Origin of the sequence: Phenylobacterium sp. LjRoot219 (assembly GCF_964252995.1) — a bacterium.
Classification (GTDB): domain Bacteria; phylum Pseudomonadota; class Alphaproteobacteria; order Caulobacterales; family Caulobacteraceae; genus Phenylobacterium.
Genome location: NZ_CAXUQI020000003.1, coordinates 185209 through 211382 on the forward strand (window position 1 = coordinate 185209; position 26174 = coordinate 211382).

The window sequence follows — 26174 nt, forward strand, 5'->3', positions numbered from 1 at the left end:
CACGGCGCCTTGTGGGCAACCTATCGCTGCTTGTGGGAATAGGCAAGATTATCGCGATCTTGGCCTTCTGATCAGCGGCCGCTGGTGAAAAGAAGCGTGAAATATTCGGTGGGGTCGTCGTCATTTTCCGACTTCGTGCTTCACGGGGCGACTTGGCGCGCGACCTCCAGCAGAAGGGGCGCAGGCTCTGGCCTGGGCGTGTCCTTGAGCACGACGTCAAGGCCATCACATCGCCGACAACTGCTCTGGCCGCGCCGGCAGAAATTATCGGCCGGTCGGGGGCAAGGCGCCTCAGCGGCGCGCGGATCGCATTCGCCTGGCCGCTCCCGCCAGCCCATGTCCCGAGCCCGATCGCAGGCGCCAAACGCAGTAACGGCGCGACGACGATGTCCGCGCCGCAAGGGTCGTGCTCATCGCTGGCGCGGTCTCGGGCTGAACACCGCCGCTGACGCCGGCGTCACGCGGGCACGATCTAGGATCAGGCATGTTTTCTGAAGGATTGGGCGTTTCTGCGCGATCCGAGCGGCCTTAGCGTCCGAGACGTTCGTTGAACCGCCGAGCCTCCAAATGTCCTACACGATCTCCGTCAATGGTCGGCCTTGCGAAGTCGCCGATGACGGCCAGACCCCGCTTCTTTGGGTGCTTCGCGACACGCTGAAGCTTACCGGCACGAAATACGGGTGCGGTGTCGCGCAATGCGGCGCATGCACCGTCCACGTGGACGGTGAGCCCATGCGCTCCTGCACGCTGCCGCTGGAGACGGCGGCGGCGTCCCGCATAACCACGATCGAGGCGGCGGCCGGGGCTGAGGCCGACGCGCTTCGGACCGCTTGGGTCGCCCGCGATGTTCCGCAATGCGGCTTTTGCCAGTCAGGTCAGATCATGAGCGCGCTCGCCCTGCTGCGCGCCGTCAGCGCGCCGATCGACAGCGACATCGACGCCGCCATGAGCGGCAACATCTGCCGCTGCGCCACCTATAATCGCATCCGTGCGGCGATCCACGACGCGGCCCGGACGCTGCGAAGGCAGGCGGCCTCGTGATGTGGCGGGGCTCGCATTCGCAGTCCCCGCGGGGACGCTTTCGCATCGGGCGCCTGCCGATATTGGGTCTGGTCGCGGCGACGGGCGTTCTTTTGGCCCTGATCTATGCGCTCCATCCTCGGACGCCGCCGCAGACGCAGGCGCTCCCGGCCGTTCAGGCGCGCGCGCCGGCGACGCATCTTCGGCCGGTGTCCGACTTCGCCGCTATCGCCGACCCGCAGACGCGGTCGATCGCGTTGTTCGTGGAAGCCGGTCGCGTGATCCAAAGCCCGCGCTGCATGAATTGCCACCCGCGCACCGACCGGCCGACGCAGACAGATGCGATGCGGCCCCACACCCCGTGGGTCTCGCGTGGCGTAGATGGTCGCGGCGCGACGACAATGCGCTGCTCGACCTGCCACCATGAGACGAATTTCGAGCTCTCCGGCGTACCCGGCAATCCCAGGTGGAGGCTCGCGCCCGCCAACATGGCCTGGCAGGGCAAGTCGCTTGGCGACATCTGCCGCCAGATCCAGGATCCCGCGCGAGGCGGCATGAGCCGCGCTGAGCTGCTCCATCACATGAGCCAGGACGTGCTCGTAGGCTGGGCCTGGCGCCCCGGCGGAAATCGCACGCCCGCACCGGGCACGCAGGCGGAGTTCGGCGCAATCATCAAGGCCTGGCTCGATACCGGCGCAAAGTGCCCGCAATGAGCCGTAGATCTGGAAAGGAAGCGCCCGTGAATAGGGAGGCGGCCGGCCCGAAGCAGCGCTTGGCCCTGACACGTCGTCGGTTGATCCTGGGCGGGTCGCTCGTCGGCGGCGCGATGGTCGTCGGCTACGCCGCCACGCACCCGATGCAGGTCGCTGGCGCGATCCTGCAGGGTGGCGGCGGCGATCCGGAGCCGAGCGCGTTCGGGCCCTTCGTCCGCATCGGCTCCGACGGCTGGGTGACAGTGGTCAACAGGCAGCAGGAGATGGGGCAGGGCATCCATACCGCGCTGGCGGCGATGGTCGCAGAAGAGCTCGACGCAGACTGGAAACGGGTTCGTGCGATCGAAGCGCGCGGTAATTTCCGCGCCTACGGTCCCCAGATGACGGCCGCATCCGCTTCGGTCGCGAGCAATTGGGATCTGCTGCGCAATGCGGGCGCGGCGGCGCGCGCGATGTTCGTAGCTGCCGCGGCCTCGCGTTGGACGGTTCCGCCGCATTCGATCGTGGTCCGCGACAGTGTGGTGTCGCATCCCGGATCGAGTCGTTCGTTGACCTTCGCCGAACTGCTGGCGGACGCGGCTCGCCAGACGCCGCCCCAACAGCCGAGGCTCAAGCAGCCGAAAGATTATCGGCTGATCGGCTCAGATCGGGTGCGGCGCAAGGACAGTCTGCCGAAGACAACAGGCCAGCAGGTTTATACGCAGGACGTGCAACTGCCGGAAATGCTGGTCGCGATGGTCGCGCATAGTCCTCGCTTTGGCGGCAAACTCGCGCGATTTGACGCATCCGATGCGCGAAAGGTGAAAGGTGTAGTCGATGCCTTCGCGATCGAGAGCGGCGTGGCGGTGATCGCGGAAAACACCTTTGCCGCCCGGCGGGGCCGTGACGCGTTGCGGATCGAGTGGGATGACAGTGAGGCCGAGACGCGCTCCACACCCGAGATTTTCCGCTACTACCACGACGTGGCTGCGGGCCGGACCGATCTCAAGCCCAATCGCCTCGAGAAGAGGGGCGATCCCGACACCCCTTTCGGCGCCGAGGCCATCGAGTTCGCGTTCGACTTCCCTTATCTGGCCCAGGCGCCGCTCGAGCCGCTGAACTGCGTTGCTCAAGCGGATGGTTGGGACATCAAGATCATCTCGGGCACCCAGCTGGTGACCGTCGATCAGGTGCAGGCCGCGCTCGTCGGTCGTACGATCCCAGGAAGGGTCGACATTCAGGTGCTGCCGGCAGGCGGATCCTTCGGGCGCCGAGGCACGATGTCGGCGGACATCGCCGTCGAATGCCTGCGGATCGCGAAACACACTGGTGGACGGCCGGTGAAGCTGGTCTGGACCCGAGAAGACGAGATGGCCGGCGGCTTCTATCGGCCCATGGCGCACCATCGCGCCTGGATCGAACTGGATCGAGACGGCTTTCCCGCGCGCTGGCGGCATCACGTGGTGTCGCAGGCGCTGGTCCCGGTGGGCGGCAACGTCCAAAACTTCGAAGGCGTTAAGGGATCGCCCTATTTCGCGACCGCTTCCGTCGTCGACGGCAAGATCTTCTCACCGACCCATCCCGTGCAGTGTGGTTTCTGGCGCTCCGTGGGCCATTCGCACACCGGCATGGTGATGGAGCACATTGTCGACCAACTTGCCCAACGGACGCGGCGGGACCCTGCGGACTACCGGCGCGCGTTTTATCGCCGTGCAGGCGCAGCGCGCCACTTAGCCGTGCTGGACGAATTGCGCCGCAAGTCTGGCTGGGGCAGTCTGATCGAGACCGGCTGGGCGCGGGGCATGGCCATCACCGAATGCTTCGGCACGGTTGTCGGCCAAGTGGCCGAAGTGCGGATGCGGGACGGCCGTCCCGTGGTGCGCAGGGTGACCGCCGTGGTGGACTGCGGCTTGGCGATTTCGCCTGACCAGATCGCAGCGCAGATGGAGGGCGGGATCGGCTTTGGTCTGACGGCCGCGCTCTATGGTGCGGTCACGCTCAAGGATGGGGTCGTCCAGGAAATCAATTTCGATCGCTATCCGATCCTGCGCATGAACGAAATGCCGGTGATCGAAACGCACATCATCAGATCGACGAACCGCCCGACGGGCATGGGCGAGCCAGGCGTCCCGCCGATCGCGCCGGCGGTTGCGAACGCGATGTTGGCGTTGACCGGATCTGCGACGACTAGCCTTCCGTTTCTGAACGGAAATGCGGCGACTGGCGCGGGCTTTTCCGTGGCGAACTAGCAGTTCGGCATGCGCTGCCACGGGCGTCGTCACTGAATTCGCGCGCCTTGAGCGCCTCGCCGGGCAGCTGGAGGGCGAGAGCGTTCTCGGCAAGTTGACCGACGCCGTGGTCGCGCAGACCCGCCAGGCGCTTGGGCGATTCGCCGAAGAGCTCTGGCGGCCGCGCCGAGCCGGCTCACGCCTCGGCGAGGGTCCGGCCGTCTCCCGCGGCCGTCTTGGCCTTCGGTGCGAGAAACAGTGTTTGATGTCCGCGCGCGAAGGCGCCAACTTCATCGGCGAATCGGCTCGTCACGATTCCTGCCCCGTTGCCGGAGCTTTCGGTGACTGCGTCTACAAACAGCCACTCGCTTACGGGCATGCGAATGAAGTGCAGGCTGATGTCCACGTTGGCGAAGCTGTAGTCTCTCGCCGGCAGCAGACGCGCCGCGCCGCTGCCGAAGTCGCCGGTGATCGCCGCCCGCACGAACGGCGAGAGGTTGACGCCCGCCACCAGCTCGCAATCGAAGAGCGTCCACATCGCGCCTGAGCCTGGCGTTTCGCCCGGATGGCGCAGAATGCGCCGCTGGATGCCGGCCCTCTGGGCCGGATCGTGGTGGGGGTGCAGAGGAATCTGCGCGAAGGGCGGCGGAGCTGCGTCGGGCGCGCCGACGGGGGTTTCAATTACGCGCAAGCGTAGCGCCCGGGCGCGGGCGACGACCCGGCCGGAGACGAGAAGCTCGGCGCCGATGATCTGCATCCGCGGCCCCTCGCGTACGATCGCTGTCCGGCCGCTGATCTCGCTCATGGGGATCAGGCCGAGAATGTCGATGTCCAGGCGGGCGAAGGCCATGGAGGCCCCCGTCGGCGCGACCGCTTTCTCGATCACATACGCCAGCAGGCCGCCGATCGCCGCGCCGTTCAGCATTCCGCTGTTCCAAGGGCTCCTGGGCAGGTCGGTCGGAAGGAAGCCGCCGTCGGTTCGCGTGAAATAGGCCTGTTTCACCCTGTCTCCATTCCGGCCGCAGACCAAGCCCGCCCATGCGCACCGCTCGCGTGGGCGGCATTGCGGCCAAGGGCGCACCATGAGCACTATCCGTCATATTTAACTAGGTAGTATACGGGGGCCAGGTGGTCGCCCCTGTTGAAGGTCGGGATTCTCACGATGGATTTGTCGACAGACGAAATCCTGCTCGCGCGGCCGAACGCGCAGCGCATAGAGGGCGCGCGCGCCCGGGGACTGAGCTCGAGCGCGCCAATGGCGCCTGCCGCCCCGTCCGGCGAGCCCGGCGTCGCCCCGGCGCGGGCGGACGACCTGAACCCGCACAGACAGACAATCGGCCATCTTAGGAGGTGCGTTAGTGTTGACCGCCCAGGACCTGAGGCATGAGGCCGAGCTCATGGAGCGCGCCGCTGCGGCCATCACGCCCTCGACCGACAGGAACGAGCTCCTGGCTTACGCCAAGGAGTTGCGCCGGCGCGCCGCCGCGCTGACCCGCGAAGCCGAGTCCGGCGCAAGTCTTTCGGATGACCGGGACTAAGCTGGGCACCCTGTAGAGCGCAGCAAGCAAGCGCGCCCAGCAGCGGGTCGCTGGGCCGCCCCTCGGCTGGGGAGCTGGCTGACTTAGCTCTATATGTTTGCTTGCCTTGGGCGGACCAGCCGCTAAAGTTGGGATTCCCTCAGGATCGAAGAATGTCGAAGCCCTTGCCCAACAGCCTTGAGACCGGCGGCGGACAGGCTGCGCCCGCAGCGCCGATCAGCTTCCCTGTCCGCGCGCCGAAGACCGCCGAGATCGTCGCTGGCCACATCCGCAAGCGGATCATTCGCGGCGAGCTGAAGGAAGGCGATTTTCTGCCGCCCGAAGGCCAGATGATGGACTCCCTGAGGATCTCGCGGCCGACGCTGCGCGAGGCCTTGCGGGTCCTGGAGGCGGAAGGCCTGATCAGCGTGGTGCGCGGCTCGCGCACCGGGGCGCGGGTGCATCAGCCCAAGGTGCAGAGCGTCTCGCGCTACGCCGGCTTTGTGCTGCAGGCCCAGGACACCCCGGTGGGCGACGTCTACGAGGCGCGGCTGGCGATCGAGCCCTACGTCGCCCGCAAACTGGCCGAGCAGCGTTCGCCCGAGGCGGTCGCCAAGCTGCGCGCGGAGGTGGCGCGCCTGACCGAGCTGTTCGACGACGCCCAATACATCGACTTCATGATCGGCGTCGCCCGCTTCCACTCGCTGCTGGTCGAGCTGGGCGGCAACCGGACGCTGTCCTTCGTCACCGAAGTGCTGCGGGGCGTAGTCGAGCGTTACCAGGTCGAATTCTTCACGCGACGGCCGCTCGACGAACAGGCCCAGCGCAAGCGCTCGATGGCTGGCGTACGTTCGTTCGTGAAGCTCATCGAATTGATCGAGGCGGGGGATGCGAACGGCGCCGAGGCGCACTGGCGGCTGCACCTGATGAACGCCAACGCGCACTGGGTTGGGCACGCCGACAAAGGCATGGTGGTCGAAGCCGGAGATTGAGGCTGACCGCGCCGGCCTGTGCTGGGGGCTCGTCGGGGCGATCCGGCTTCGAAAGATGAGGGAAGCTCGCGAACCCCATAAGGTCGCCCAGTCAGGTTGGCTGCGCACGCGTCACGCGTGAGGTCCCGCTCGGCCGATATGGAGGCGAGGGCGGGCGCCATGAGGGGCGGTGATTAAAGTTGTTGGTCAGGCCTCGCGCCCATCGTGGATGAGTGGAGCGGGAGAGCCGCCACTTCACTCGCACCGCCTTGGGCGCATCCCTTCTAAGGCTGACGTTGAGCGCTCCGATCAGCCGAGCGCCGATCTTGCCGGAACAGACGCTCAAGGCGAACTTCGAGCTGTTGACAGAATGTATGTATCCTAACAATATTGTTGGGTGCCTAAAAGAAGCGATAATCCCGAATATGCCCTGGTGGCGGCCTGGGCGAAGCGCTGCTACTTCGCCGGGCGCCAGATGATGGAGGACGCCCTCCGGCCTCACGGCCTCGGCGCGACCCAGTGGTATGTCTTGCATCAGCTCGCCGAGGTTGGGCCGACGATGCAGCGTGAGTTGGCGCGGTCGCTGCAGATCGAGCGCGCGACATTGAGCGCCATGATCAGCTCGTTGTCTCGAAAGGGCTTCGTCGAGCAGGTTCCGGACGCGGTCGATCAGCGCCAGAAGCTGCTGCGCATGACGCCAGCTGGCCGGAAGCTGTGGGGCGACCTTCCCGATTTGGGGTTCATCCGCGATGCGGCGTTCGCCGGCGTTTCTGAAGCCGAGATCGAAATCACCGTGCGGGTGCTGAAAACGGCGACCGAGCGCCTCAATCAGCGCCTGAAGGGGAAACAGGCATGACGATCCTCGTGACGGGCGCGACCGGACAGGTCGGTGAGCGTCTGCTGCCTCGCCTCGCTCAGGCAGGTGCGGACTGTCGGGCCCTGGTTCGCCCCGGCAAGCAAGTTCCTGCTGGAGTGACGGGCGTCGAAGGCGACCTCTTGGATCCTTCATCGCTGGCGCAAGCCGTCGACGGCGTTTCGGCGGTCGTCCATCTGGCGGCCGTATTTCGAACGCAGGACGCCGGCCTGATCTGGAAGAGCAATCTGGAGGGTACGCGCAACCTGATCGGGGCGGTGAGAGCTCGCGCGCCCCACGCGCGCCTCATCATGACGAGTACAGCCCACGTCTACAACAAGAGTAGCCTGCATCCGGGGCGTGAAACGGATGTCGTTGAGCCCGATTTGGCCTATCCAGCCAGCAAGGTCGCAGCGGAGAAGAAGTTGCGCGAAAGCGGCCTGAACTGGACGATTCTGCGCTTTCCGCTCGTCTATGGCGACGGCGATGGTCACCTCGAGATGTTGCCCAAGCATCTGGAAGCCTTCGCGTTCCATCCCGCCCAGCGGATCAGCACGATTCATCATCGCGACGTCGCAACAGCAGTCAACTTGGCGCTGACCGGGGCTTTTGATGGTCGCGTGGTCAACATCTCCGACGAAGCTCCGACAACGATCTATGAGCTGGTCCAGCTTGTCGGGGAGACGATGGAATCCTCATCGGAACCGATGTCAAACCCCTGGCATCTTCACGTCGACGCCTCGCTTTCCCGCAGCCTTGGCTTTCATCCGGCGGTGAGGACCGTTCACCAGGCGGCGCAAGAAGGCCTGCTGTGAAGAGATCGGCAGCCACGTCAGCTTAGATCGCTGGTCGCCGCACGGGCAGCGTGCTCCCGAAGTCAAGACCAGGCGCTGCGCCGAACCTGCGCCGCGCGCGCAATCGGCGCTGATCTGCTGCAGCAAGGCGGGTCTGCCGCGGGCAATCTGGTCGAGCGGCTCCTCTTCACCCTGGCGCTCGCTCCGCCTCGGTCCACGCGACGCACCACGGCTGTGGCTGGCGGTTACGTTTCCACAAACTAGTCGGACGCCGGTGCTCTGCGTCCGGGGCCAGCCGCGTCCTTCCATCAACGCGACGGCCGCACCCCGCGCGGTCTCCTGAATTTTCTGCGAAGCGAAGTTGTCGCGCCGACGCTGACCGGTCGCCGATCCGCATGATTCACGAACGCAAATGGCTTGCGCCTTCTGTTGGGGCACCTAGTATATTATGTTGCGATCGGCCCTCCTTTCGTAGGTGTCCTGGCTCAAACCCGGAGAGCAAGATGAGCGAACGCGACCCAGAAGACGGCCCGCTTGTCCTGGTCGAGAACATCGGCGGCGTGCGCGTGATCACGCTCAATCGTCCCGAGCGTCTCAATGCGCTCACCGACCAGATCATGGCCGAGCTTGTGGCGGCCGTATCCGACGCGGCCTACGCCCCTTCGGTCGGCTGCGTCGTCATCACCGGTTCTGGCCGCGGGTTCTGCGCCGGCGGCGATGTCAAGGCCGGCGCTTCGCGGCGGGCAGGAGGGGCGACGCCGGAGGAAGGCGGGCGCGTGGAGCAAGGCTTCCAGCGGCTGCGCGGCTTCATGGAAACGTCGCGGCTGCTGCATGAGATGCCGAAGCCGACCATCGCGATGGTGAATGGTCCCGTAGCCGGCGCGGGGATCGGCATCGCTGGCGCCTGCGACCTGCGGTTCGCCGGCGAGAGCGCCACCTTTCTGTCGGCCTTCGATCGGATCGGCGCCGGCGGCGACTTCGGATCGACTTGGTTCTGGACCAAGATCGTTGGCGCCGGCATGGCGCGGGAGATCTTCTTTCTGGGGGAGAAGTTCTCCGCCCAGGAAGCCTACGCCCGCGGCATGTACACACGCCTCTATCCCGACGCCGAACTCCGAGCCGCCACCCTGGCTGCGGCCGCGCAGCTCGCGGATGGGCCGCGCATTGGCTACCGCTACATGAAGGCCAACCTCAACATGGCCGAGGATGCGAGTTTTGAAGCCGCGCTCGACCATGAGGCCCTCAACATGGGGCTGTCGACCAGCGCCGCTGCGGCGATCTTCAAGGCCCGGCGCGAGCGCGAAACGGGCGAGCCTGATGAAGGGGGGAAGGCCGGCGAGACGCGGCGAGCCCAGGGATGAGCGGATGGTCGAACTCGAAGGCGTGTCGCGCAGTCTCGGTCAGGCGTTGGCGGAAGGAGCGCGAGACCATCCGCACGCGCGGGTGGTGGTCTCCTCCGAGACGCGCCCCGCAGAGCTGACGCTGGCCGAGATCGTCGAACGCGGGCGGCGCTTCGGCGCCCACTTGCAGCGGCTGGGGATAGAACCCGGCGAGGTGGTCGCCCTTCAGCTGCCGGCCTGGGTGGAATGGCAGATCGCCGCTGTCGGCGTTTTCCACGCCGGCGCCGTGCTGGCGCCGATCGTGTCGATCTACGGGGCGAAGGAGGTCGGCTTCATCCTGCGCCAGTCGCGGGCGAAGTTGATCGTCACGCCGGGCTCTTGGCGCAAGGTCGACTACGTGGAAATGGTCGCCGAGTGCGGTCCGCTCGAGGCTCTGCAGCGGCACGTCGTCATAGAGGATGAGGCGTCGGAGAGGACCGTGCCCTGGGAATCGCTGCAGGCGCCGATCGCCCCCACGCCGCCTGTCTCCCGGGATCCGGACGATCTGGCGATGCTCGTCTACACCTCGGGGACGACCGCGGATCCGAAGGGGGTCCGGCACACCAATCGCACCCTGCTCTCGGAAATCGCCGCCAATGCGCTGGCGCGACAGGGATCGCCGCCCGAGGTTATGCTGTCGCCCTGGCCGCCGGGTCACGTCGCCGGCGCCGGCGTCATGTTGCGCACCATGGTCACGGGCGCGGACCTGGTGACCATGGACCAATGGAATCCCGCCATCGCGGCCGCGCTGGTCGAGCGGTATCGGGCGACCTCGGGCAGTTTCACCCCCTTCCACCTCGCCGGGCTGCTGGATGCGGCCGACAAGGCCGGTCGCGACATCAGCTCCCTGAGCCGCGTTATGGTGGGCGGAACGACGGTGCCGCCCTCCCTGGTTGCGCAGTGTGAGGCCCGGGGTCTGCCGATCTTCCGGTCCTACGGCTCCTCCGAGATGCCCACGGTCACCATGGGCGATCCCAATGATCCACTCGAGAAGCGGCTAGCGACAGAGGGGCGGCCAATGACCGGCGCCCAGATTCGCTTCGTCGACGACGACGGCCAGGAGGTCGAAGAAGGCGAGCTGGTGGTCAAGGGTTTCGAGCTTTTCACCGGCTATTTGGACGCAAGCCTGGATCGCGACGCCTTCCTGCCGGGCGGTTGGTTTCGGACGGGCGATGTCGGCCGCTTCGACGCCGACGGTTTCCTGCGGATCACCGACCGCAAGAAGGACATCATCATCCGTGGCGGCGAGAACATCTCCTCGCGCGAGGTCGAGGACCTGTTGTTGCGACATCCTGACGTGCGAGAGGCGAGCGTGGTGGCCGCGCCGGACCGGAGGATGGGCGAGGTCGTCTGCGCCTTCGTGGTGGCGCGCCACGGCGCCGACCTGACGCTGGAGCGCGTTCGGGCGTTCTTCCGCGCCGCTGGCGTCGCCCGGCAGAAGACCCCCGAGAGGCTCCTCCTGGTCGAGGACCTGCCGCGCAACAGCACTGGAAAGGTGCTTAAGCACGAGCTGCGCGCCCAGGTCCCCGCGCAGCCCGCCGGCGAAGCTGACGCCCAGAGGGCGCCCGACGCTAAAGGCAGGAAGCGCGCGCCGCGCTGACCGGAGCGGCCAAGCGAGGCGCGGGCTTCGCGAGGGCCTATTTCAGACCGAAGCGCTGGGCGCCGTCGATGCGGATTGTGGCGCCGTTAAGGAAGTCGTTGGCGACGATGTGTGCGGCCAGCTGGGCGTACTCGTCCGGATCGCCCATCCGCTTCGGGTTGGGCACCATCGGGCCCCATTTCGCCTGCGCTTCTTCGGCGGACAAGCGGTAGGCCGGGGTCAGGAAGGTGCCTGGGGCGATGCACATCACACGCACGCCGTGCGGCGCCAGGTCGCGCGCGGCGGTCAGCGTCAGGCCGATCACGCCGCCCTTGGCCGCCGAATAGTCCGATTGACCGACCTGCCCCTCGAAGCCGGCGATGGAAGCCGTGGTGATGATGACGCCCCGCTGATTGTCGGCCAACGGTTCCGTCCCCGCCATGGCCTCGGCCGCCTGGCTGAGCACGTGAAAGGTGCCGTTTAGAAAGAGGTCGACGGTGCGGCGGAAGATCTCGAACGGATAGCGCTTGCCGTCGCGGTTGATGATGCGCGCGCCGGCCGCGGGGCCGCCATGGACCACCACGCAGGCGCGCAAAGGTCCCTTCGCGTTCGCCGCGGCGACCGCTGCGCCGACCGAATCCTCATCAAGCACATCGGTCTTGACGAATTCGGCCGATCCCCCGAGCTCCTCGGCCAGCGCCCTGCCTTTGTCCTCGCCCATGTCGGCGATGACGACATGGGCGCCCGCCTGCGCCAGCCGCCGCGTGGTGGCCGCACCGAAGCCGCCCGCGCCGCCGACAATCAGCGCTGATCCCCCTTTGATGTCCATATCCGATCCTTTGGCCCTCTGGTTTCGCGTTCCCAAGGGTTGCATTACTAGGTTATATACGTCTAGCCTCGTGCTACCGATTTCGACGGAAGAACCGCTGATCGGGGCGGCTCGAAGGTTCTGAATTTTTTGGATCGGGGAAGAATAATGAAATTCCGTCTTTCAGCGGCGCTTACCGCCACCGCCGCCGCCTGTGCGCTCGCCACCAGCGCCATGGCCGAGCCGGTGATCGCAAAGCTCGCCGCTGCGGCCCCCGGCGCGGCCAAGCCGGTGGCCGGCGGGGCGGTGTTCGAATGCCTCGGCGCCGTCTGCGCGGCCCGCTCGCCCTCCGGCGAGACCTCGACCCTGCGCGGCTGCAAGGAGCTGGCGCGCCAGATGGGGACGGTGAACAGTTTCGGCCCGGCCTCGCGGCCGCTGTCGGCGGACCAGCTCGCCGCCTGCAATGAGTCGGCGAAGAGGTAGCGGCGGAGCGCGGCTGATCTATGTCGCCGGCGTGCTCTCCTCGGAAAGCACATCTGTTCCGGCGACGCTCGAAAGGCGTACCTCCGGGTCGGATCCAAATTGATGCTGGCATTCGGAAAGACGAAATGAATCGGGCTTAGCCGCATACCTCGATATAATCGGGTGAAGTCTCGCGCATAAGCAAAATTGACTTTGTCTAACCCGATCATCACGTTGTAAGGACGATAGAGATAGGCATCCTAAAATAGGATAGACTGACGCGGACGGTTTGGAGGCAACAAGTTGCACGGTCAGCGCCGCGATTGACGCGGTCTGCGAGACCGCCCCGATCGCCGGCCCGGTCTACAAATCTGAAGCGGAGAAGTTTATGTCGGAGCAAAAAGTAGCGTTTCCCGACGGTCGTGGACTGTTCTACGGGGGCAAGTGGCATCAGCCGATCGAAGGCAAAACGGTCGAAGTGTCCAATCCGGCGACGGGCGAGGTGATCTGCTCGATCGGCGAGGCCACGGCCGCAGATGTCAGGCCTGCCGTCGCTGCTGCTGAAGAAGGCTTCCGGGTGTGGCGCGACGTGAAGCCGATGGAGCGCGCAAAAATCCTCAGGGAATTGGCGGCGATCGTCCGCGCCAACGCGCGTGAACTCGCGCTCATCGACGCCACTGACGGTGGAAATCCCATCAACGAGATGATGGGCGATGCGATGGGCTGCGCGATGATCTACGAATATTGCGCCGGTCTAGTGACGGAGATGAAGGGCGTTTCGGTGCCGCAGGGACCCGACGCGGTCAGCTTCTCGGTGCGCGAACCCTATGGCGTCGTCGCCTGCATCGCGCCATTCAACCACCCATTGGGCTTTACGGTCGCCAGAGCGGCGGCTCCCCTTGCGACCGGCAATACGGTGGTGATCAAGTCGCCTGAGCAGGCGCCGCTGTCAGCGCTGCGTGGCGCCGAACTGTTCGAGGGTCTGCTCCCGCCCGGCGTCTTCAACGTGCTCTCGGGCGGCCGTGACTTCGGCGCGGCGCTCGTCGCCGATCCCGGCGTTGCGATGATCGCGCTGACCGGCAGTGTGCCGACCGGGCGCGCGATCATGCGCAGCGCCGCTGACTCGCTGAAGCGGGTGCTGTTGGAACTGGGCGGCAAGAACGCGTTCATCGTCTTTCCAGATTCCGATCCGGACAAGGTGGCGCAGGCGATGGTGTCCGGCATGAACTATACATGGTCCGGCCAGTCGTGCGGGTCGATCAGCCGCGCCTTCCTCCACGCCGACATTCATGACGCGGTCCTGGAACGCATCCCCGCGCTCGTCGCCAAGTATAAGCCAGGCATTCCGACCGATCCGGCGACGACGATGGGCTCCCTGATCGACGGGAATGCGCTCGCCCGGGTCAAGTCCTACATTGCGTCCGCGCACGAGGAAGGCGCGCGCCTCGTCTATGGCGGCGAACAGCCGAAGGATCCGGCGCTGGCGAACGGCTTCTTCATGTTGCCCACGATCTTCGCCGACGTGACGATGGACATGCGCATCGCGCGCGAGGAAATCTTCGGCCCCGTCCAGTCGGTGCTCAAGTGGAGCGACGAGGAGGAGATGCTGCGCCAGGTCAACCAGCTCGAATATGGCCTGACCTGCGCGGTGTGGACCCGGGACATCGCCAAGGCGCACCGCATCGTCTCTCGCGTGGAGGCCGGCTACTGCTGGATCAACGATGTATCGCGCCACGCTCTGGGCTCGCCCTTCGGCGGCTACAAGCAGTCCGGCATCGGTCGCGAGGAGTGTCTCGAGGGGCTGATCTCCTTCACCCAGGAAAAGAACGTCTTCATTAATCTCAACAACTGACGATCTCTGCGCGCGGCTGGACGTCGGGGGACCCGTCACCGGCTGCGCGCAGCATCAGACATGAAGACGAAGCAACGTGCCGATCAGCGTGCGGCACCTGGATGGCCACCTGGCGGGACCCGAAGATCCGATCGGGAGCTGCCCGCCGCGAACCTGTCCTGCTTCATCTAAGATCGGGCTTTGATCATCTCGGCGTCGCCCCCTTCATCGCCGGCCGGTTCCTCAGGCGCATTGGGGCGCTCCGGACCCATCCGCGGGGAACATCTGCGCGAGCTCCGCACGCAGGGCGAGCTCATCGACAAGGACGGCGCCCTGCCGCTATCGGGCGTACAAGCTCGGTGCGCCCGGACGAAGCCATCGGCCGTTCTGATGCGCGGCCGTGGCTCGACTGTCGTCGAGCAGCTCGGTGTCGGCAGACGTATCTCATGCGAGATATCTCCCTCCGGGCGAAGATACGATCGGCCGGTCGGCGCCGGAGCCCTGAGCGCAGCGCCGATTTTTCGCGCGCGTCGTCGGTCATGGTCGGCTTGTGTGTGGCGTCGTCGCCAAACGCCGCCGCTGCATGGTCGGCTGGCGCAGCCGAGTTCGAAGCCACTCCAGGCCTTCAGCCGGGCTCACCACCTGCGACTTCTGGCGAGATGGAAACGCGCCGCGTGCGGCGGCCGGCGAAGATCGGTTGGTGATGGGGGCCGGGCGTGCGAGCCGGGCAGGTGCTCGCAGGGCTCGCCGCAAGCGCGGCGGGCAGCGCGCTGCTGCTCGTCGGCCCTGCGAAGCGGTGTAATCAGCGCATGGTGTACGCGGTTGTGCCCTTGCCCATGATCGACCAGCGATCCACCTGGGCGCTCCCGATCGGATTGCCGAGGAAGCAGTACTTCAGGCCCGTCTGCAGGGCGATCGACCGCGGCTGATCCAGCGACTCCCAGATCGCTCGAACCGAGCCCTGGATGGCGGCCGGCGGCTTGGCCGCGATCTTCTCGGCGAGCTCCTGAGCGCGTTCCCAAAGCTGATCATTCGGCACAACCTCGGAGACGAGGCCGATGCGCAGCGCGGTGCGGGCCGAGATTCGCTCATCATTGCCAAGCAGCGTCATCCGCAAGACATCGCCCAGCGGCATCCGGTAGGTCGCTCCGATCGGCTCCAGGGCCGCGGTGAGCCCGTAGGTGACGTGCGGATCGAAGAAGGCGGCGTCCTCGGAGCAGATGATAATGTCGCTCTCGTTGAGCCAATAGAAGGCGCCGCCGGCGGCGAGGCCGTGGACCGCTGTGATCAAGGGCTTCCAGCAACGGTTGACCTTAGGCGCAAGGCGGTCGCCGGGGTCTTCGGCCGTCCAGATATTCGGATGGAAGAGGCCGCCATCGGCCTCCTTCGAAGCCTTTACGTCGGCGCCGGTGGAGAAGGCGCGGCCGGGCGCGGCGCGCAGGACCACGACGTGGGCGTCGTCATCCTCGGCGATATGGCGCCACAGGTAGGAGAACTCCTCGAGCATTCGCTTTGTAAAGGTGTTGAACGACTCCGGCCGATTGATCGTCACCGTGACGATGTGGTTCGCCTTCTCGACGATGATTGTCTGGTATTCCATCTGGGCGTTCCTTCAGTGCGTTCTGGAGTCTTGGCTCGCGAGGGGCAATTTCCCGGCGGCGGCGTCCAGCAAGGGGTCTTTTCCGCTTATCCCCCCTGACCGCCTTTGGCTGTCGCCATCGATCAAGGCCGGGGCGGGGGCGTCTTGGTCTCCGCCAGGCGCCGCTGCGGCCGGAGTCATGCAGGCTCGGATGGCCTTCGCGGAGGCGCCGTGCGCCTCTCGTCGACCACCACCACTGCTGCCGGGGCGCTTCGGCTCGTCCGCAACCCTCGACCTCCCTTCCGGACGGAGTCAACATGCGCAGAGATCTCATCAAACAGATATTTGACTAGGTCGTCTACCTGCAACGTCTCGCCTCGGCTAGCGAAGGCCGGGCCTAGCTCGCGCAGGGCGGCGCGGGTCCCGGCTAGGACGCCAGCGGCGCCTGACGTGACGATAACGCGCCTGGCGTCGTGTCCATCGGCCAGCGATCACATCCGCCGGCGAGCGTCGTCACACCTCGATCAGCACTGCGCCGGCCTGTCCGCCGCCGGCGCACATGGCGGCCACGCCCAGACCGCCGCCGCGGCGCTGCAGATCGCGGATCATGGTGGCGATCATGCGGCCGCCCGATGCGGCCACCGGATGGCCTATGGAGCACCCCGAGCCAGACACGTTCACCGTCTCATCGTCGAGCTTCAGCGCGTCCGCCGCCGCGATCGGCACGCTCGCGAACGCCTCGTTGATCTCCCAGAGCCTGACGTCGCGGACGGTGCGGCCGGCGCGCCCGAGCAGTTTTTCGACGCAGTCGATCACCGCCAGGCCCGTACGCTTGGGATCGACGCCGAGCGCGGCCCAGCCGTGAATGACGGCGAGTGGGGTGAGCCCGCGGCCGCGCGCATAGACGTCGGTGGTGACGGCCAACGCAGCAGCCGCGTCGTTGACGCCGCTCGCGTTGCCGGCCGTGATCGAGAAGCCCTCGATCTCGGGATGGATGGGCTTCAGGCTAGCGAGCTTCTCATAGCTGCTGTCGCGGCGCGGATGCTCGTCCTGGGCGAAGCGGAAGGCGCCGCCGCCGGCCTTGCCGGCCTCGACTGCGACGATCTCGTCGATAAACCGCCCTTCGTCGATCGCCGCGATGGCGCGCTGGTGAGAGCGCAGCGCCCAGCGGTCCATCCGTTCGCGATCGACGCCGGCGAGCTGGGCGGTGTTCCATCCCACGGTGATCGACATATCGCGGTTGGGCGCGTCCGCCCGGTCTGGGTGGGTGGGCGGCGCCCAGTGCTCGGTCACCTCATCGCCGCCCGGCGTGCGGTAGCGCAGCGCAGGCGCCGTCGAGCTCGACTGCACCCCGCCGGCCATCACGACGTCCTCCATGCCGCAGAGGACCGAGGCGGCGGCGACGCCTGTCGCCGTCAAGCTGCCGGCGCAATGCCGGTTCAGGGCCATGCCGGCGGCGCGTTCCAGGCCCGCCTCAATCGCCGCATGACGCGCCACCGCGCCGCCGCCGTAGAGGGATTCTGCGAAGACGACGTCGCCGACCTCATCCGGCTCCAGCCCCGAGCGCGCGAGCGCGGCCTTGAGGGCGGTCAGCGCGAGCGTTTCGGCGTCGGTGTGGACGAGCGAACCCTTGCGCGCCGTGCCCACCGGCGTGCGCATCGCGCTCAGGATGACGGCCTTGGTCATTGGCGTGGCTCCCTGGAGAGTGAAGGCGGGGCGCCGATGACGTCCCCGGTGATCGGTCCTGCGGCCCGCCCTTGCCCAGCGGCGGTCTGGAGTGCAGGCGACGCTTGAGCGGCGTTCGGCCATCGACAGCCTCACGCGTGATCGCTAACATAGTTAGTGATCTGTGGGAAAGGGATGATGGCCGCAGTCGCCGCCGACGCCTTTGGGATCTGCTCGACCGCGCCTGCGGTCTGCAGGTTCCCGGCGCGCGCTGCGCCGGTCGCGCCCCAGTGGAGCAAGCCTCCCACGATCGAACGCTGACTTCAGGAGACGAACGACTGTGATCAGGACCCGGATCACCGACCTGCTCGGGATCAAGCACCCCATCGTCCAGGGCGGCATGATGTGGGTCGGAACCGCCGACTTGGCGTCCGCCGTTTCGAACGCCGGGGGCCTGGGCGTCATCACCGCCCTTACGCAACCGACGCCTGAGGCCCTGCGCGCCGAGATCGCGCGCTGCCGGGAGATGACCGACCAGCCGTTTGGCGTGAACCTGACGATCCTGCCCTCGATCAATCCGCCGCCGTACGCGCAGTACCGGCAGGCGATAATCGAGAGCGGGGTCAAGATCGTGGAGACCGCAGGCTACAAGCCCGAGGAGCACGTCGTCCATTTCAAGGCGCACGGCATCAAGGTGATCCACAAATGCACCGCCGTGCGCCACGCGCTCTCGGCGGAGCGGATGGGGGTAGACGCGATCTCGATCGACGGTTTCGAGTGCGCCGGCCATCCCGGTGAGGACGATATCCCCGGCCTGATCCTGATTCCGGCCGCCGCGGACAAGGTCAAGATCCCCATGCTGGCCTCGGGCGGCTTCGCCGATGGGCGCGGGATGGCGGCGGCGCTCGCACTGGGCGCGGACGGCGTCAACATGGGCACGCGCTTTTGCGCGACGCGCGAGGCGCCGATTCACGAGAACTTCAAGCAGGCGATGGTGGCGGCCGACGAGCGGTCGACCGACCTGATCTTCCGCTCCTACCGCAACACCGTGCGCGTCGCGAAGAACGCGATCACCCGCCAGGTGCTGGAGGCCGAGGGCCGCGGCGAGCCGTTCGAGGCCGTCGCACACCTCGTCAAGGGCGCTCGCGGCAAGCAGGGGTTGGACCGGGGCGACCCGGACCACGGCATCTGGACGGCCGGCATGGTCCAGGGCCTGATCCACGACGTGCCGACCTGCCGCGAGTTGATCGAGCGGATCGTCGCCGAGGCGGAGGAGATCATCGTCGGGCGCCTTGCGCGCCTGCGGACGGCTTAGTCCCCGAGGCTCTGCGCCGGTCGTGCGTCAAGCCGCGCCGTCGAAAGGAGAGTCATGCATCCCCGCATCCATGCGGGGCGACCCCGCAGAAGGCGGCGGCGATCCTCGCCGAGACCGGCGAGACGCTGAGCTATGGCGAACTCGAGGCCGCCGCGCACCGCGGAGCCCAAAGTTCCGGGCGCTGTCGCTGGCGGCGGGCGACGTGGCGGCCATGTGGCTGCCCAACACGCTCGCCGCCTTGGAGGTCTACTGGGCGGCGCAGCGCGCGGGGCTATTCATCACGCCCATATCGACCCGCCTGACCGCGGCTGAGGCCGCCTAGATCCTCGCCGACAGCCGCGTGCGCGTGCTCACTTCGCCGAGCTCCGCGCGAGCGCCGCAACGACCTGCCCGGACCAGCGCACGATCGCCGTCGGCCCCGGCGCAGCCACGGCTTGCCGGCGGCGTGAACGTCTATCCCCAGGAGACGGAGAACGTCCTGATCCTGCTCCCGAAGGTCGCCGAAGTCGCGGTCGTGGGCGTGCCGGACGCCGAGATGGGCGAGGCGGTGAAGGCGGTCGTGCAGCCCCGCGACTGGGGCGACGCCGGCCCGTCGCTGGCCCAGGAGCTCGTCGATTTTTGCCGAGAGCGGCTGAGCTCCTTGAAATGCCCGCGTTCGGTCGACTTCGATGCGGCGCTGCCACGCGATGACGCCGGCAAGCTCTACAAGCGTGAAATCCGCGCGCGCTACTGGCGCGACCGCGACGCCAGGATCGCCTGAGCGGGCTTTGTGCTCGAGCCGGCCCAGCGGCCGTCGGCCAATCCTGACCGGCGGCCGTGCCCCGCGCTTGGGCGATGACCGGCGCGGATCGCCGGCCGCCCGCGCGTAGAACGCGGCCCTGCTTAAGGCGCGGTGGGGCGCAGTTCGACGATATCGGCCGTCACTTCACGGGGAAGCGCTAGGATGCTGACAAGACCCTCGGCCATCGTCTCGGGTGGCGCGCCGCGCGAGCCGCTGATGTTGGCGTAGCCGCTGCTCATGATCGCGCTTCGGAACTTCGCGGCCTGCTCTGGATCCCATTCCCGACCAAGCTCGGTGTCGGCGATGAAGCCGGAACGCAGCGTCGTCACGCGAATGTTGTCGGGCCGCACCTCGCCGCGCAGGACCTGGGTGAAGTATTCCAGCGCCGATTTGGTCGCTCCGTAGATCGACAACAGAGGGAAGGGGACTTTTACGCTCTCAGAGGAGACGTTGACGATGTCGCCGCCGCCGGCGGCCTTCATGAACGGGATCGCGGCTCGGCAGGCGATGACCGGCGCGGCGAAGTTGACCCCGATCTGCCGTTCGAGGTCGCTGTCCGGCAGCTCCGCGATCGCCCGCGGGAACAGCATGCCGGCGTTGTTGATCAGGATGTCCAGGCCGTCGAACGCCTCCGCCGCCCGGTGGATCGCGGCGTTGATCTGCTCGGGTCGCAGCAGGTCGCAGGGCGCGGCGATCGCGCACTTCCCCAGGCTGGCGACCGTCGCGTCCAGAGCCTCGGAAGGACGGGCCACGACGGCGACGTATGCGCCCTCAGCCACCAAGGCCTCGGCGAACTTGCGGCCCATGCCGCGCGAGGCGCCGGTGATCACCGCCCGCTTGCCCTTGAGTCTCATGACGCTCCTCGATCTTATTCGACTGTCTCTGCAGGGTCTGTCGCCGTGGTTCAGGCGATGGCGCCCTTTGCCTTGAGCGCCTCAAGCCGGTCCCATTCGAGACCGAGCTCCATGAGCACCAGCTCGGTATGCTCCGAGGCTTCCGGCGCGCGCGTGGTCTGCACGCCCGCATGGTCGAACTGGACAGGATTGGCCACGAGCCGGATGGGCGGCCCGCCGTCGGCGCTCTCGACCTCGAAGATCATGTCGTTGGCGAGCACCTGCTCGTCGAAGCCGACGTCATGCACGCTCTGATAGGCCGCCCATTGGCCGCGCATCGTCTTCAGCCGCTCGACCCAGTAGGAGAAGGGGCGTTGCTTGAAGGCGGCGATGATCAGCTCATAGGCGGCGGCCGTGTTCTCCGGCTTCATCAGCTCGACGTCGCTGGCGAAACGGGGATCGTCGGCCTTGTCGCCGATGTGCAGGTGCTCGAACGTATCCTTGATGTATGGCCCCGGCGTCAGGACCGACAGGCTGATGTGGCGGCCGTCCTGGGTCGCGAACATGCCGACCAGGGGATTGGCGCCGCCCTTCGGATCGCCAGGCATCTGCGCTGCGAACGGATCCTTCTTGAGCTCCATCGCCACATCGACGCTGCAGGCGGTCGCCCAGATGCCGGAGGAGAGTAGCGAGACGTCGACTTCGGTCGGCTTGCCGGTGCGCTGGCGATGGAACAGAGCAGCAGCAATGCCGCCGGCGATGTTCATGCCGCCGATGGTGTCGCCGTACGCCGGACCCGGCTGCAACAGCGGCGATCCCAGCTCCTTGGGCGCGACGAGCACCGCCGAGCCGCCGCGCGCCCAGAAGGCCGTGGAATCGAAGCCGCCCTTCTCGCGCTCAGGACCCTTGTCGCCGAACGCCGAGCCGCGCACGTAGATGATGCTCGGGTTGGCTGCGCGGATGTGCTCGACGTCGATCTTCAGCTTCTGACGCTGCTGTGGAAGGTAGTTCGTGAGAAAGACGTCGCAGGTCTTGGCGAGTTCGTAGATCAACGCCTGGCCTTCGGGCGTGGAGACGTCGATCCCCACCGAGCGCTTGCCGCGGTTCGGGTGCTGCATCAGGCTTGTGCGCTGCGGATTGATCGCCAGTCGCTGCAGCATTTTGATGCCGCGCTGGGCGTCCCCGCGCACGGGATGCTCGATCTTGATAACGTCGGCTCCCCAGTCCGCCAGCACGCCGCCCGCCATGGGCACGAACGTGAACTGAGCAATCTCGAGAACTCGGACCCCCTCCATAACCTTCGTCATGCTATGTTACCATTCTACTGGTTCAGTGGGAGGCCGCGCGAGCAGCCCGGCTCCGAAGACCGGGAAAGCTTCCCGTGGCGCTTTGACCCCCGAGAGCCGGGTTGCGCGCTGACGTATCTAGATAGATCACCTAGTCTAAGATGTCCATCGGCCCGCCGGCGTCTCTGCCTGGACTGGGCCACCGTTGCGCGGCTGGTGTCGGACGCAGACCGGCGAAGGTCAGCTATGACCGCGCCGGGCGTCGGCGACGGCCTGCAGCGTCGGCTTGAGGTCCTTCTTGACCACCTTGCCGGCGAGATTGAGCGGCAGGGCTTCCAGCACGATGATGGTGCGCGGCACCTTGTTGTCGGCCAGGCTTTCGCGGGCGAAGGCCGAGAGCTCCTCGGCGGTGACCGTCGCGCCCGGCCGCAAGGTGACGGCTGCGGCAATGTCCTCGCCGAGCACCGGATGATCCACGCCGACGACTGCGGCCATCTGCACCGCGGGATGACGATGCAGCACGGTCTCGATCTCCAGCGGCGTGATATTGTAGCCGCCGCGGATGATCAGCTCCTTGGACCGCCCAGCCATGATCAGGTCGCCGTCGGCGTCGACAAAGCCGAGGTCGCCCGAGCGCGTCCAGCCGCCGACGAACGACGCGGCGGTGGCTTCCGGGTCGTTCCAGTAGCGGCGCGGGTGTCTCTGGTAGCCGTAGATCTCGCCAACGACGCCGGTCTCGGTGACGACGTTGCCGGCCTCGTCGCGCAGCTGCATGTGCGCCGGCAGCTTGCCGACGCAGCCCGGCTTGCGGACCTGGGCCTCGCTCGTGGTCCCGATGCTGATGCCGCCCTCGGACATGCCGTAGCTATTGCGCATGCGCACATGCGGCCACAGCGCCAGCGCGCGCTCGACGGAGTCGTGCGGCAGCGGGGCGGTGCCGGTCATCAGGTATCTGACGCCGGCGAAGTCGTGGTCGCCGACGTCGGGCAGATCGAGGATCAGCCGCAGCATCGAGGGCACCAGATAGATGAGATCGGGCTTTTTGGCGCGGACCAGCTCGAGGAAGCCCTTGGCGTCGAATTTCGGCTGGGTGTAGGCGGTGGCGCCGCCGCGCGCGGGCAGCATGACGATGCCGATGTTGCCGCCTGAGCCGGTGAGCGGCAGGGCGTGCAAGGTCGAGCGAGAGCCGTCCCTGTTGGCGCCGGTCACCCGGCTCACCAGGTCGGGGTGGCTGACGACGACGCCCTTGATCTTGCCCGTCGTGCCGGAGGTGGCGAGGATCTCGGCGTCGGCGTCGGCGTCGAGGCTCTCCTGATCGGGCAAGGCGTCGGGGTCTCGCGGCATCGCCTCGGCGTCCCACGCCTGCTGCAACGGGATGCCCTCGATCAGGTCCATGGCGTCGGAAATGGCCCAGCGGGGCTCGACCAGCTTGGCGTAGTCGCGCACTTCTTCGGGACTGAAGCGCGTGTTGATCGGGCAGACGATGCCCCCTGCGCGCAGCACGCCGAAGACTGCGGCGCAGTGCTCAACCGCGTGCTGATTGCTGATCGGCAGGAACACGCGGTCGCCGGGTTTCAATCCGGCGGCGGCGAGGCCGCCGCCAATCTCGTCCGCTTCGCGGTCGAACTCGGCGAAGGTGAGCGTCCGGCGGGTATCGTCATGCGCGATGTCGTCGCGCTGGTTGCGCGCGCGCACCCTCAACGCGTCGGTGATCCGCCGGATTTTCATAAGTCACTTGCCCTGGTTGCCAAGCGTCGGGTTTATGACCTGGTTATATATGTGAGTCGCGGCGGGTCAAGCGTATGTGATGTCCGCCGAGCCGCCTGGGTCCGGCGCAGCATCGGCTCTAGCGGGGCTTAGGGCGTTCCTGACCCAAGCGCGGCGGCGATCGAGGTCGATGGCGCGGTTGAGAGCCCGCCTTGCCGCGCACGTCGACATCGCCCGCCGCCGGCGCGCGGTCGGCCCGGGATCAGCGTCCCTGAAAGGCGGGCGGGCGCTTGGCTGCGAAAGCTGCGACGCCCTCGCGAAAATCGGCGGTCCGGCAGGCGTCGCGCTGGCCGACCCGTTCGGCCTGCAAGGTCTCGCTGAAGGTGCCGTCCAGCGACGTGCGCAGGATGCGCTTGATGATGGCGAAGGACTGGGTCGCGCCGACGGCAAGCCGTTCGCCGAGCGCCAACGCCTCCTCCATCAGCTTGTCGTCGGGGACCCGCTTGTAGATGAGGCCCCACTGGTCCATCCGCTCGGCGCCGATCCGCTCGCCCAGCATCATCGCCTCCACCGCGCGCTGGCGACCGGCGAGGCGAGGCAGGGTCCAGCTGATCGAGCCGTCCGGGACCAGGCCCACCCGTGCGAAGGCCAGGAGCAGATAGGCGGACTCGGCGGCGATCGCGAAGTCGCCGCAGAGCGCCAGCCCGGCGCCGATGCCCACGGCCGGCCCATTGATCGCAGTGATTACCGGCATCGGCAGGGTGGAGATTTTCTCGAGCAGCGGATTGATCGTCGCTTCCAGATTGGCGCCCAGGTCGATCGTTTCGGGGTCGGCCGCGCCTGCCGCCTGCAGGTCGGCGCCGCTGCAAAAGCCCCGCCCGGCGCCGGTCAGAATGATTGCGCGTGCACCGTCGACGAGTGCGCGGTCGACGCCCTCATGCATGCCGGCGAAGATTTCGGGCGATAGCGCATTCAGCCGGTCAGGCCGGTTGAGGCGGATGATTTGGATCGCGCCGTGGCGCTCCAGAAGGATGTGCGGTTCGCTCATGCGTTCGTCTCCCAACTGTTCTAAAGGGCTGGCGTTCGCTCCGGAAAGGGGTGCTCGACTCCGCAACGCCCTGCCGGCATATAGTAGTGCACCTAGTAAGTGATGTCACTTGCCGGACACGGGGCCCCCAGCCGGGCGATGCTTCACGCGGCTCCCGCCAGGGCGACCGCGGCGCAGGGAACAGCGCAATGCGGTCCGCATTCGTTGCTGCGCAAGCGCCGCCCCGCTGTCGGGTAGGGAGGACGGGCCAGAATGGGCTATTTGCACGATTGCATCGACGCGGCGCTCGCGCGCGATCCAAATGGGCGCGCGCTGCAGTTTGACGGCGCCTGGATCACTTGGAGCGAGCTGCGCCAGTCGGTCGAGGCGATCGATGAGGCCATCGCACGGCTCGGACTGGGCGAGGGCGGCGTGGCGGCCTGCGCGTTGCGCAACCGGCCCGCTCACGCCGCGGCCATTCTGGCGATGCTCCGCGGCGGTCACTGCCTGCTGACGCTGAATGCGCTCGCGCCGGACGACCAACTGGCACAGGATGTCCGATCGGCGCGCGCGCCGGTCGTGGTCGCCGCCGCCCAAGACTGGGACCGCCCGGCGTTCCGCAGGGCGGTCGCCGTGAGTGGCGCGGCGGGCTTGAGCCTAACCGGCGATTTCGCCCGGCCGGTCGAGCTGGTCGCCGGTCTGGAGCGTCCGGTCGGCGGCGGCCTTCTCGCCCCGCGTCGGGAGAGCGCCATTCTGATGCTCACCTCGGGCACGACGGGCCCGCCCAAGCGCGTGCCGCTTCAGCGCGCCGTGCTCGAGCGGCAGCTCGATGCCGCCGCGGCCGCCGCGGCCGCCGCGGGAGAGGAGGCGGCCGCGCTGAGGCCTTCGATCGTCCACTCGTCCTTTGTGCACATCTCCGGTGTCTGGAACGTGGTGTCGACGGCGATGAGCGGACGCCCGTTGGTGCTGCTCGAGCGCTTCTCCGTCGAGGCCTGGCGCGCGGCGATCGTGGAGCATCGCCCCAAGCAAGCAGGCCTTCCGCCAGCAGCCTTGCGGATGATCCTGGATGCGGATCCGCCGCGCGAGGATCTCGCTAGCTTGGCGGCGATCGGCTCCGGCAGCGCCCCGCTGGACCCCGCGCTCGTCGATACGTTCCAGGAGCGTTACGGCGTCGCCGTCCTGGGCAACTACGGGGCGACTGAGTTCGCCGGCTCGGCTGCGACCTGGTCGTTGCCGGCCTTTCGCAAATACTGGTCGAGCAAGCGCGGCGCGGCCGGACGCATCAACAAGGGCGTGGAGGCTCGTATCGTCGATCCTGAGACCGGGGCCCCGCGACCGCTGGGCGAGGAGGGCGCGCTGGAGCTGCGCGGCGCCTCGATCGGCAGCCCGGAGGCCTGGATCCGCACGACGGATCGTGCTGTCCTCGACGCGGACCGGTTCCTGTGGATCAAGGGGCGGCTGGACAGTTCGATCAACCGCGGCGGCTTCAAGGTCCAGCCCGACGAGGTGGCGCGCGTCCTGGAGCTACATCCAGCGGTGCGCGAAGCCGGCGTCGTTGGCGTGCCCGATGCGCGGCTCGGCGAGGTCCCGGTCGCCGCCATCGCGCTTCGCGCGGCCGCCGAGCCGCCGAGCGAGGCGGCCTTGTCGGCCCATGTCCGGCGCCATCTGCTGCCCTACTGCGTTCCAGTGGCGTTCCACGTGCTGCCGGAAATCCCGCGGACCCCCTCGATGAAGGTGAGCTCGCCGGCGTTGCGGGCGGCGCTGAGCGCGGGCGGCGAGAGCGACGCCGGCGCGCGAGGGTGGTTGCGCCGGCCCACCGCCCTGTGCGAAGGCTGACCAGATAAACT

The 26174-nt window shown here is 67.3% G+C and carries 22 protein-coding genes; 14 read left to right on the forward strand and 8 right to left on the reverse strand.

Annotated features, from left to right (window positions below; genetic code table 11):
- Positions 1–567: 567 nt before the first annotated feature.
- The 3 genes from ACSQ14_RS25680 to ACSQ14_RS25690 all read left to right on the forward strand — a co-directional run bounded on the left by ACSQ14_RS25680 (position 568) and on the right by ACSQ14_RS25690 (position 3961).
- On the forward strand, positions 568–1041 hold the full coding sequence (locus tag ACSQ14_RS25680) for a (2Fe-2S)-binding protein (protein WP_436017950.1): 474 nt from the start codon (positions 568–570) through the stop codon (positions 1039–1041).
- Between the two features lie 62 nt (positions 1042–1103).
- On the forward strand, positions 1104–1733 hold the full coding sequence (locus ACSQ14_RS25685; protein ID WP_436017952.1) for an Isoquinoline 1-oxidoreductase subunit: 630 nt from the start codon (positions 1104–1106) through the stop codon (positions 1731–1733).
- Positions 1734–1792: 59 nt separating this feature from the next.
- On the forward strand, positions 1793–3961 hold the full coding sequence (locus ACSQ14_RS25690) for a molybdopterin cofactor-binding domain-containing protein (protein ID WP_436017954.1): 2169 nt from the start codon (positions 1793–1795) through the stop codon (positions 3959–3961).
- Positions 3962–4136: 175 nt separating this feature from the next.
- Here ACSQ14_RS25690 and ACSQ14_RS25695 read toward each other — a convergent pair whose 3' ends face one another.
- Complete coding sequence (locus tag ACSQ14_RS25695) at positions 4137–4943, reverse strand: acyl-CoA thioesterase domain-containing protein (RefSeq protein WP_436017956.1); 807 nt, start codon at positions 4941–4943, stop codon at positions 4137–4139.
- Between the two features lie 358 nt (positions 4944–5301).
- Between ACSQ14_RS25695 and ACSQ14_RS25700 the strand changes: the two genes are divergently transcribed.
- From ACSQ14_RS25700 to ACSQ14_RS25725, 6 genes are all read left to right on the forward strand, one after another.
- Positions 5302–5478, forward strand: a complete 177-nt coding sequence (locus ACSQ14_RS25700) for a hypothetical protein (protein WP_436017958.1) — start codon at positions 5302–5304, stop codon at positions 5476–5478.
- A gap of 152 nt (positions 5479–5630) precedes the next feature.
- Positions 5631–6449 carry a FadR/GntR family transcriptional regulator gene (locus ACSQ14_RS25705; protein ID WP_436017960.1) on the forward strand — a complete coding sequence of 273 codons (819 nt, stop codon included), beginning with the start codon at positions 5631–5633 and terminating at the stop codon, positions 6447–6449.
- Between the two features lie 412 nt (positions 6450–6861).
- Complete coding sequence (locus tag ACSQ14_RS25710; RefSeq protein WP_436017962.1) at positions 6862–7284, forward strand: MarR family winged helix-turn-helix transcriptional regulator; 423 nt, start codon at positions 6862–6864, stop codon at positions 7282–7284.
- A complete protein-coding gene (locus ACSQ14_RS25715; RefSeq protein WP_436017964.1) occupies positions 7281–8096 on the forward strand; it encodes an NAD-dependent epimerase/dehydratase family protein in 816 nt (271 codons plus the stop codon). Before ACSQ14_RS25710 ends, ACSQ14_RS25715 begins: the two co-directional genes overlap by 4 nt.
- A 482-nt stretch (positions 8097–8578) precedes the next feature.
- Entirely contained in the window at positions 8579–9436 is an 858-nt protein-coding gene (locus ACSQ14_RS25720) for an enoyl-CoA hydratase-related protein (protein WP_436017966.1), read from the forward strand.
- 4 nt (positions 9437–9440) lie between these two features.
- Positions 9441–11054 carry a class I adenylate-forming enzyme family protein gene (locus ACSQ14_RS25725; RefSeq protein ID WP_436017968.1) on the forward strand — a complete coding sequence of 538 codons (1614 nt, stop codon included), beginning with the start codon at positions 9441–9443 and terminating at the stop codon, positions 11052–11054.
- 37 nt (positions 11055–11091) lie between these two features.
- On the opposite strand, the gene ACSQ14_RS25730 is transcribed toward ACSQ14_RS25725, so the two are convergent.
- A complete protein-coding gene (locus ACSQ14_RS25730) occupies positions 11092–11898 on the reverse strand; it encodes an SDR family NAD(P)-dependent oxidoreductase (RefSeq protein WP_436017970.1) in 807 nt (268 codons plus the stop codon).
- A 111-nt stretch (positions 11899–12009) separates the two neighbouring features.
- On the opposite strand from ACSQ14_RS25730, the gene ACSQ14_RS25735 reads away from it, so the two are divergent.
- Together ACSQ14_RS25735 and ACSQ14_RS25740 are read left to right on the forward strand one after the other, a co-directional pair.
- Positions 12010–12324 carry a CC_3452 family protein gene (locus ACSQ14_RS25735; RefSeq protein ID WP_436017972.1) on the forward strand — a complete coding sequence of 105 codons (315 nt, stop codon included), beginning with the start codon at positions 12010–12012 and terminating at the stop codon, positions 12322–12324.
- A gap of 367 nt (positions 12325–12691) precedes the next feature.
- Positions 12692–14155, forward strand: a complete 1464-nt coding sequence (locus ACSQ14_RS25740; RefSeq protein ID WP_436017974.1) for an aldehyde dehydrogenase family protein — start codon at positions 12692–12694, stop codon at positions 14153–14155.
- A 781-nt stretch (positions 14156–14936) separates the two neighbouring features.
- Here ACSQ14_RS25740 and ACSQ14_RS25745 read toward each other — a convergent pair.
- Both ACSQ14_RS25745 and ACSQ14_RS25750 read right to left on the reverse strand, forming a co-directional pair.
- Positions 14937–15734 (reverse strand): enoyl-CoA hydratase/isomerase family protein, encoded by a 798-nt coding sequence (locus ACSQ14_RS25745; protein ID WP_436017976.1) that lies wholly within the window; start codon positions 15732–15734, stop codon positions 14937–14939.
- Positions 15735–16226: 492 nt separating this feature from the next.
- The gene (locus ACSQ14_RS25750; RefSeq protein ID WP_436017978.1) at positions 16227–17522 is read right to left on the reverse strand and encodes a thiolase family protein; all 1296 of its coding nucleotides are present in this window, start codon (positions 17520–17522) and stop codon (positions 16227–16229) included.
- A gap of 196 nt (positions 17523–17718) precedes the next feature.
- Here ACSQ14_RS25750 and ACSQ14_RS25755 point away from each other — a divergent pair, with 196 nt between their 5' ends.
- Positions 17719–18693, forward strand: coding sequence for an NAD(P)H-dependent flavin oxidoreductase (locus ACSQ14_RS25755; protein ID WP_436017980.1), 975 nt, complete (start codon positions 17719–17721; stop codon positions 18691–18693).
- Between the two features lie 445 nt (positions 18694–19138).
- Positions 19139–19453, forward strand: a complete 315-nt coding sequence (locus ACSQ14_RS25760; protein ID WP_436017982.1) for an AMP-binding enzyme — start codon at positions 19139–19141, stop codon at positions 19451–19453.
- Positions 19454–19575: 122 nt separating this feature from the next.
- Here the strand turns inward: ACSQ14_RS25760 and ACSQ14_RS25765 are convergent, their stop codons facing one another.
- The 4 genes from ACSQ14_RS25765 to ACSQ14_RS25780 all read right to left on the reverse strand — a co-directional run bounded on the left by ACSQ14_RS25765 (position 19576) and on the right by ACSQ14_RS25780 (position 24348).
- Positions 19576–20328, reverse strand: a complete 753-nt coding sequence (locus ACSQ14_RS25765) for an SDR family oxidoreductase (RefSeq protein WP_436017984.1) — start codon at positions 20326–20328, stop codon at positions 19576–19578.
- Between the two features lie 50 nt (positions 20329–20378).
- Positions 20379–21614 carry a CaiB/BaiF CoA transferase family protein gene (locus ACSQ14_RS25770; RefSeq protein ID WP_436017986.1) on the reverse strand — a complete coding sequence of 412 codons (1236 nt, stop codon included), beginning with the start codon at positions 21612–21614 and terminating at the stop codon, positions 20379–20381.
- 219 nt (positions 21615–21833) lie between these two features.
- Complete coding sequence (locus ACSQ14_RS25775; protein WP_436017988.1) at positions 21834–23321, reverse strand: class I adenylate-forming enzyme family protein; 1488 nt, start codon at positions 23319–23321, stop codon at positions 21834–21836.
- Positions 23322–23562: 241 nt separating this feature from the next.
- On the reverse strand, positions 23563–24348 hold the full coding sequence (locus ACSQ14_RS25780) for an enoyl-CoA hydratase-related protein (protein ID WP_436017990.1): 786 nt from the start codon (positions 24346–24348) through the stop codon (positions 23563–23565).
- Positions 24349–24600: 252 nt separating this feature from the next.
- Here ACSQ14_RS25780 and ACSQ14_RS25785 point away from each other — a divergent pair, with 252 nt between their 5' ends.
- On the forward strand, positions 24601–26163 hold the full coding sequence (locus ACSQ14_RS25785) for a class I adenylate-forming enzyme family protein (RefSeq protein WP_436017992.1): 1563 nt from the start codon (positions 24601–24603) through the stop codon (positions 26161–26163).
- Positions 26164–26174: the final 11 nt, after the last annotated feature.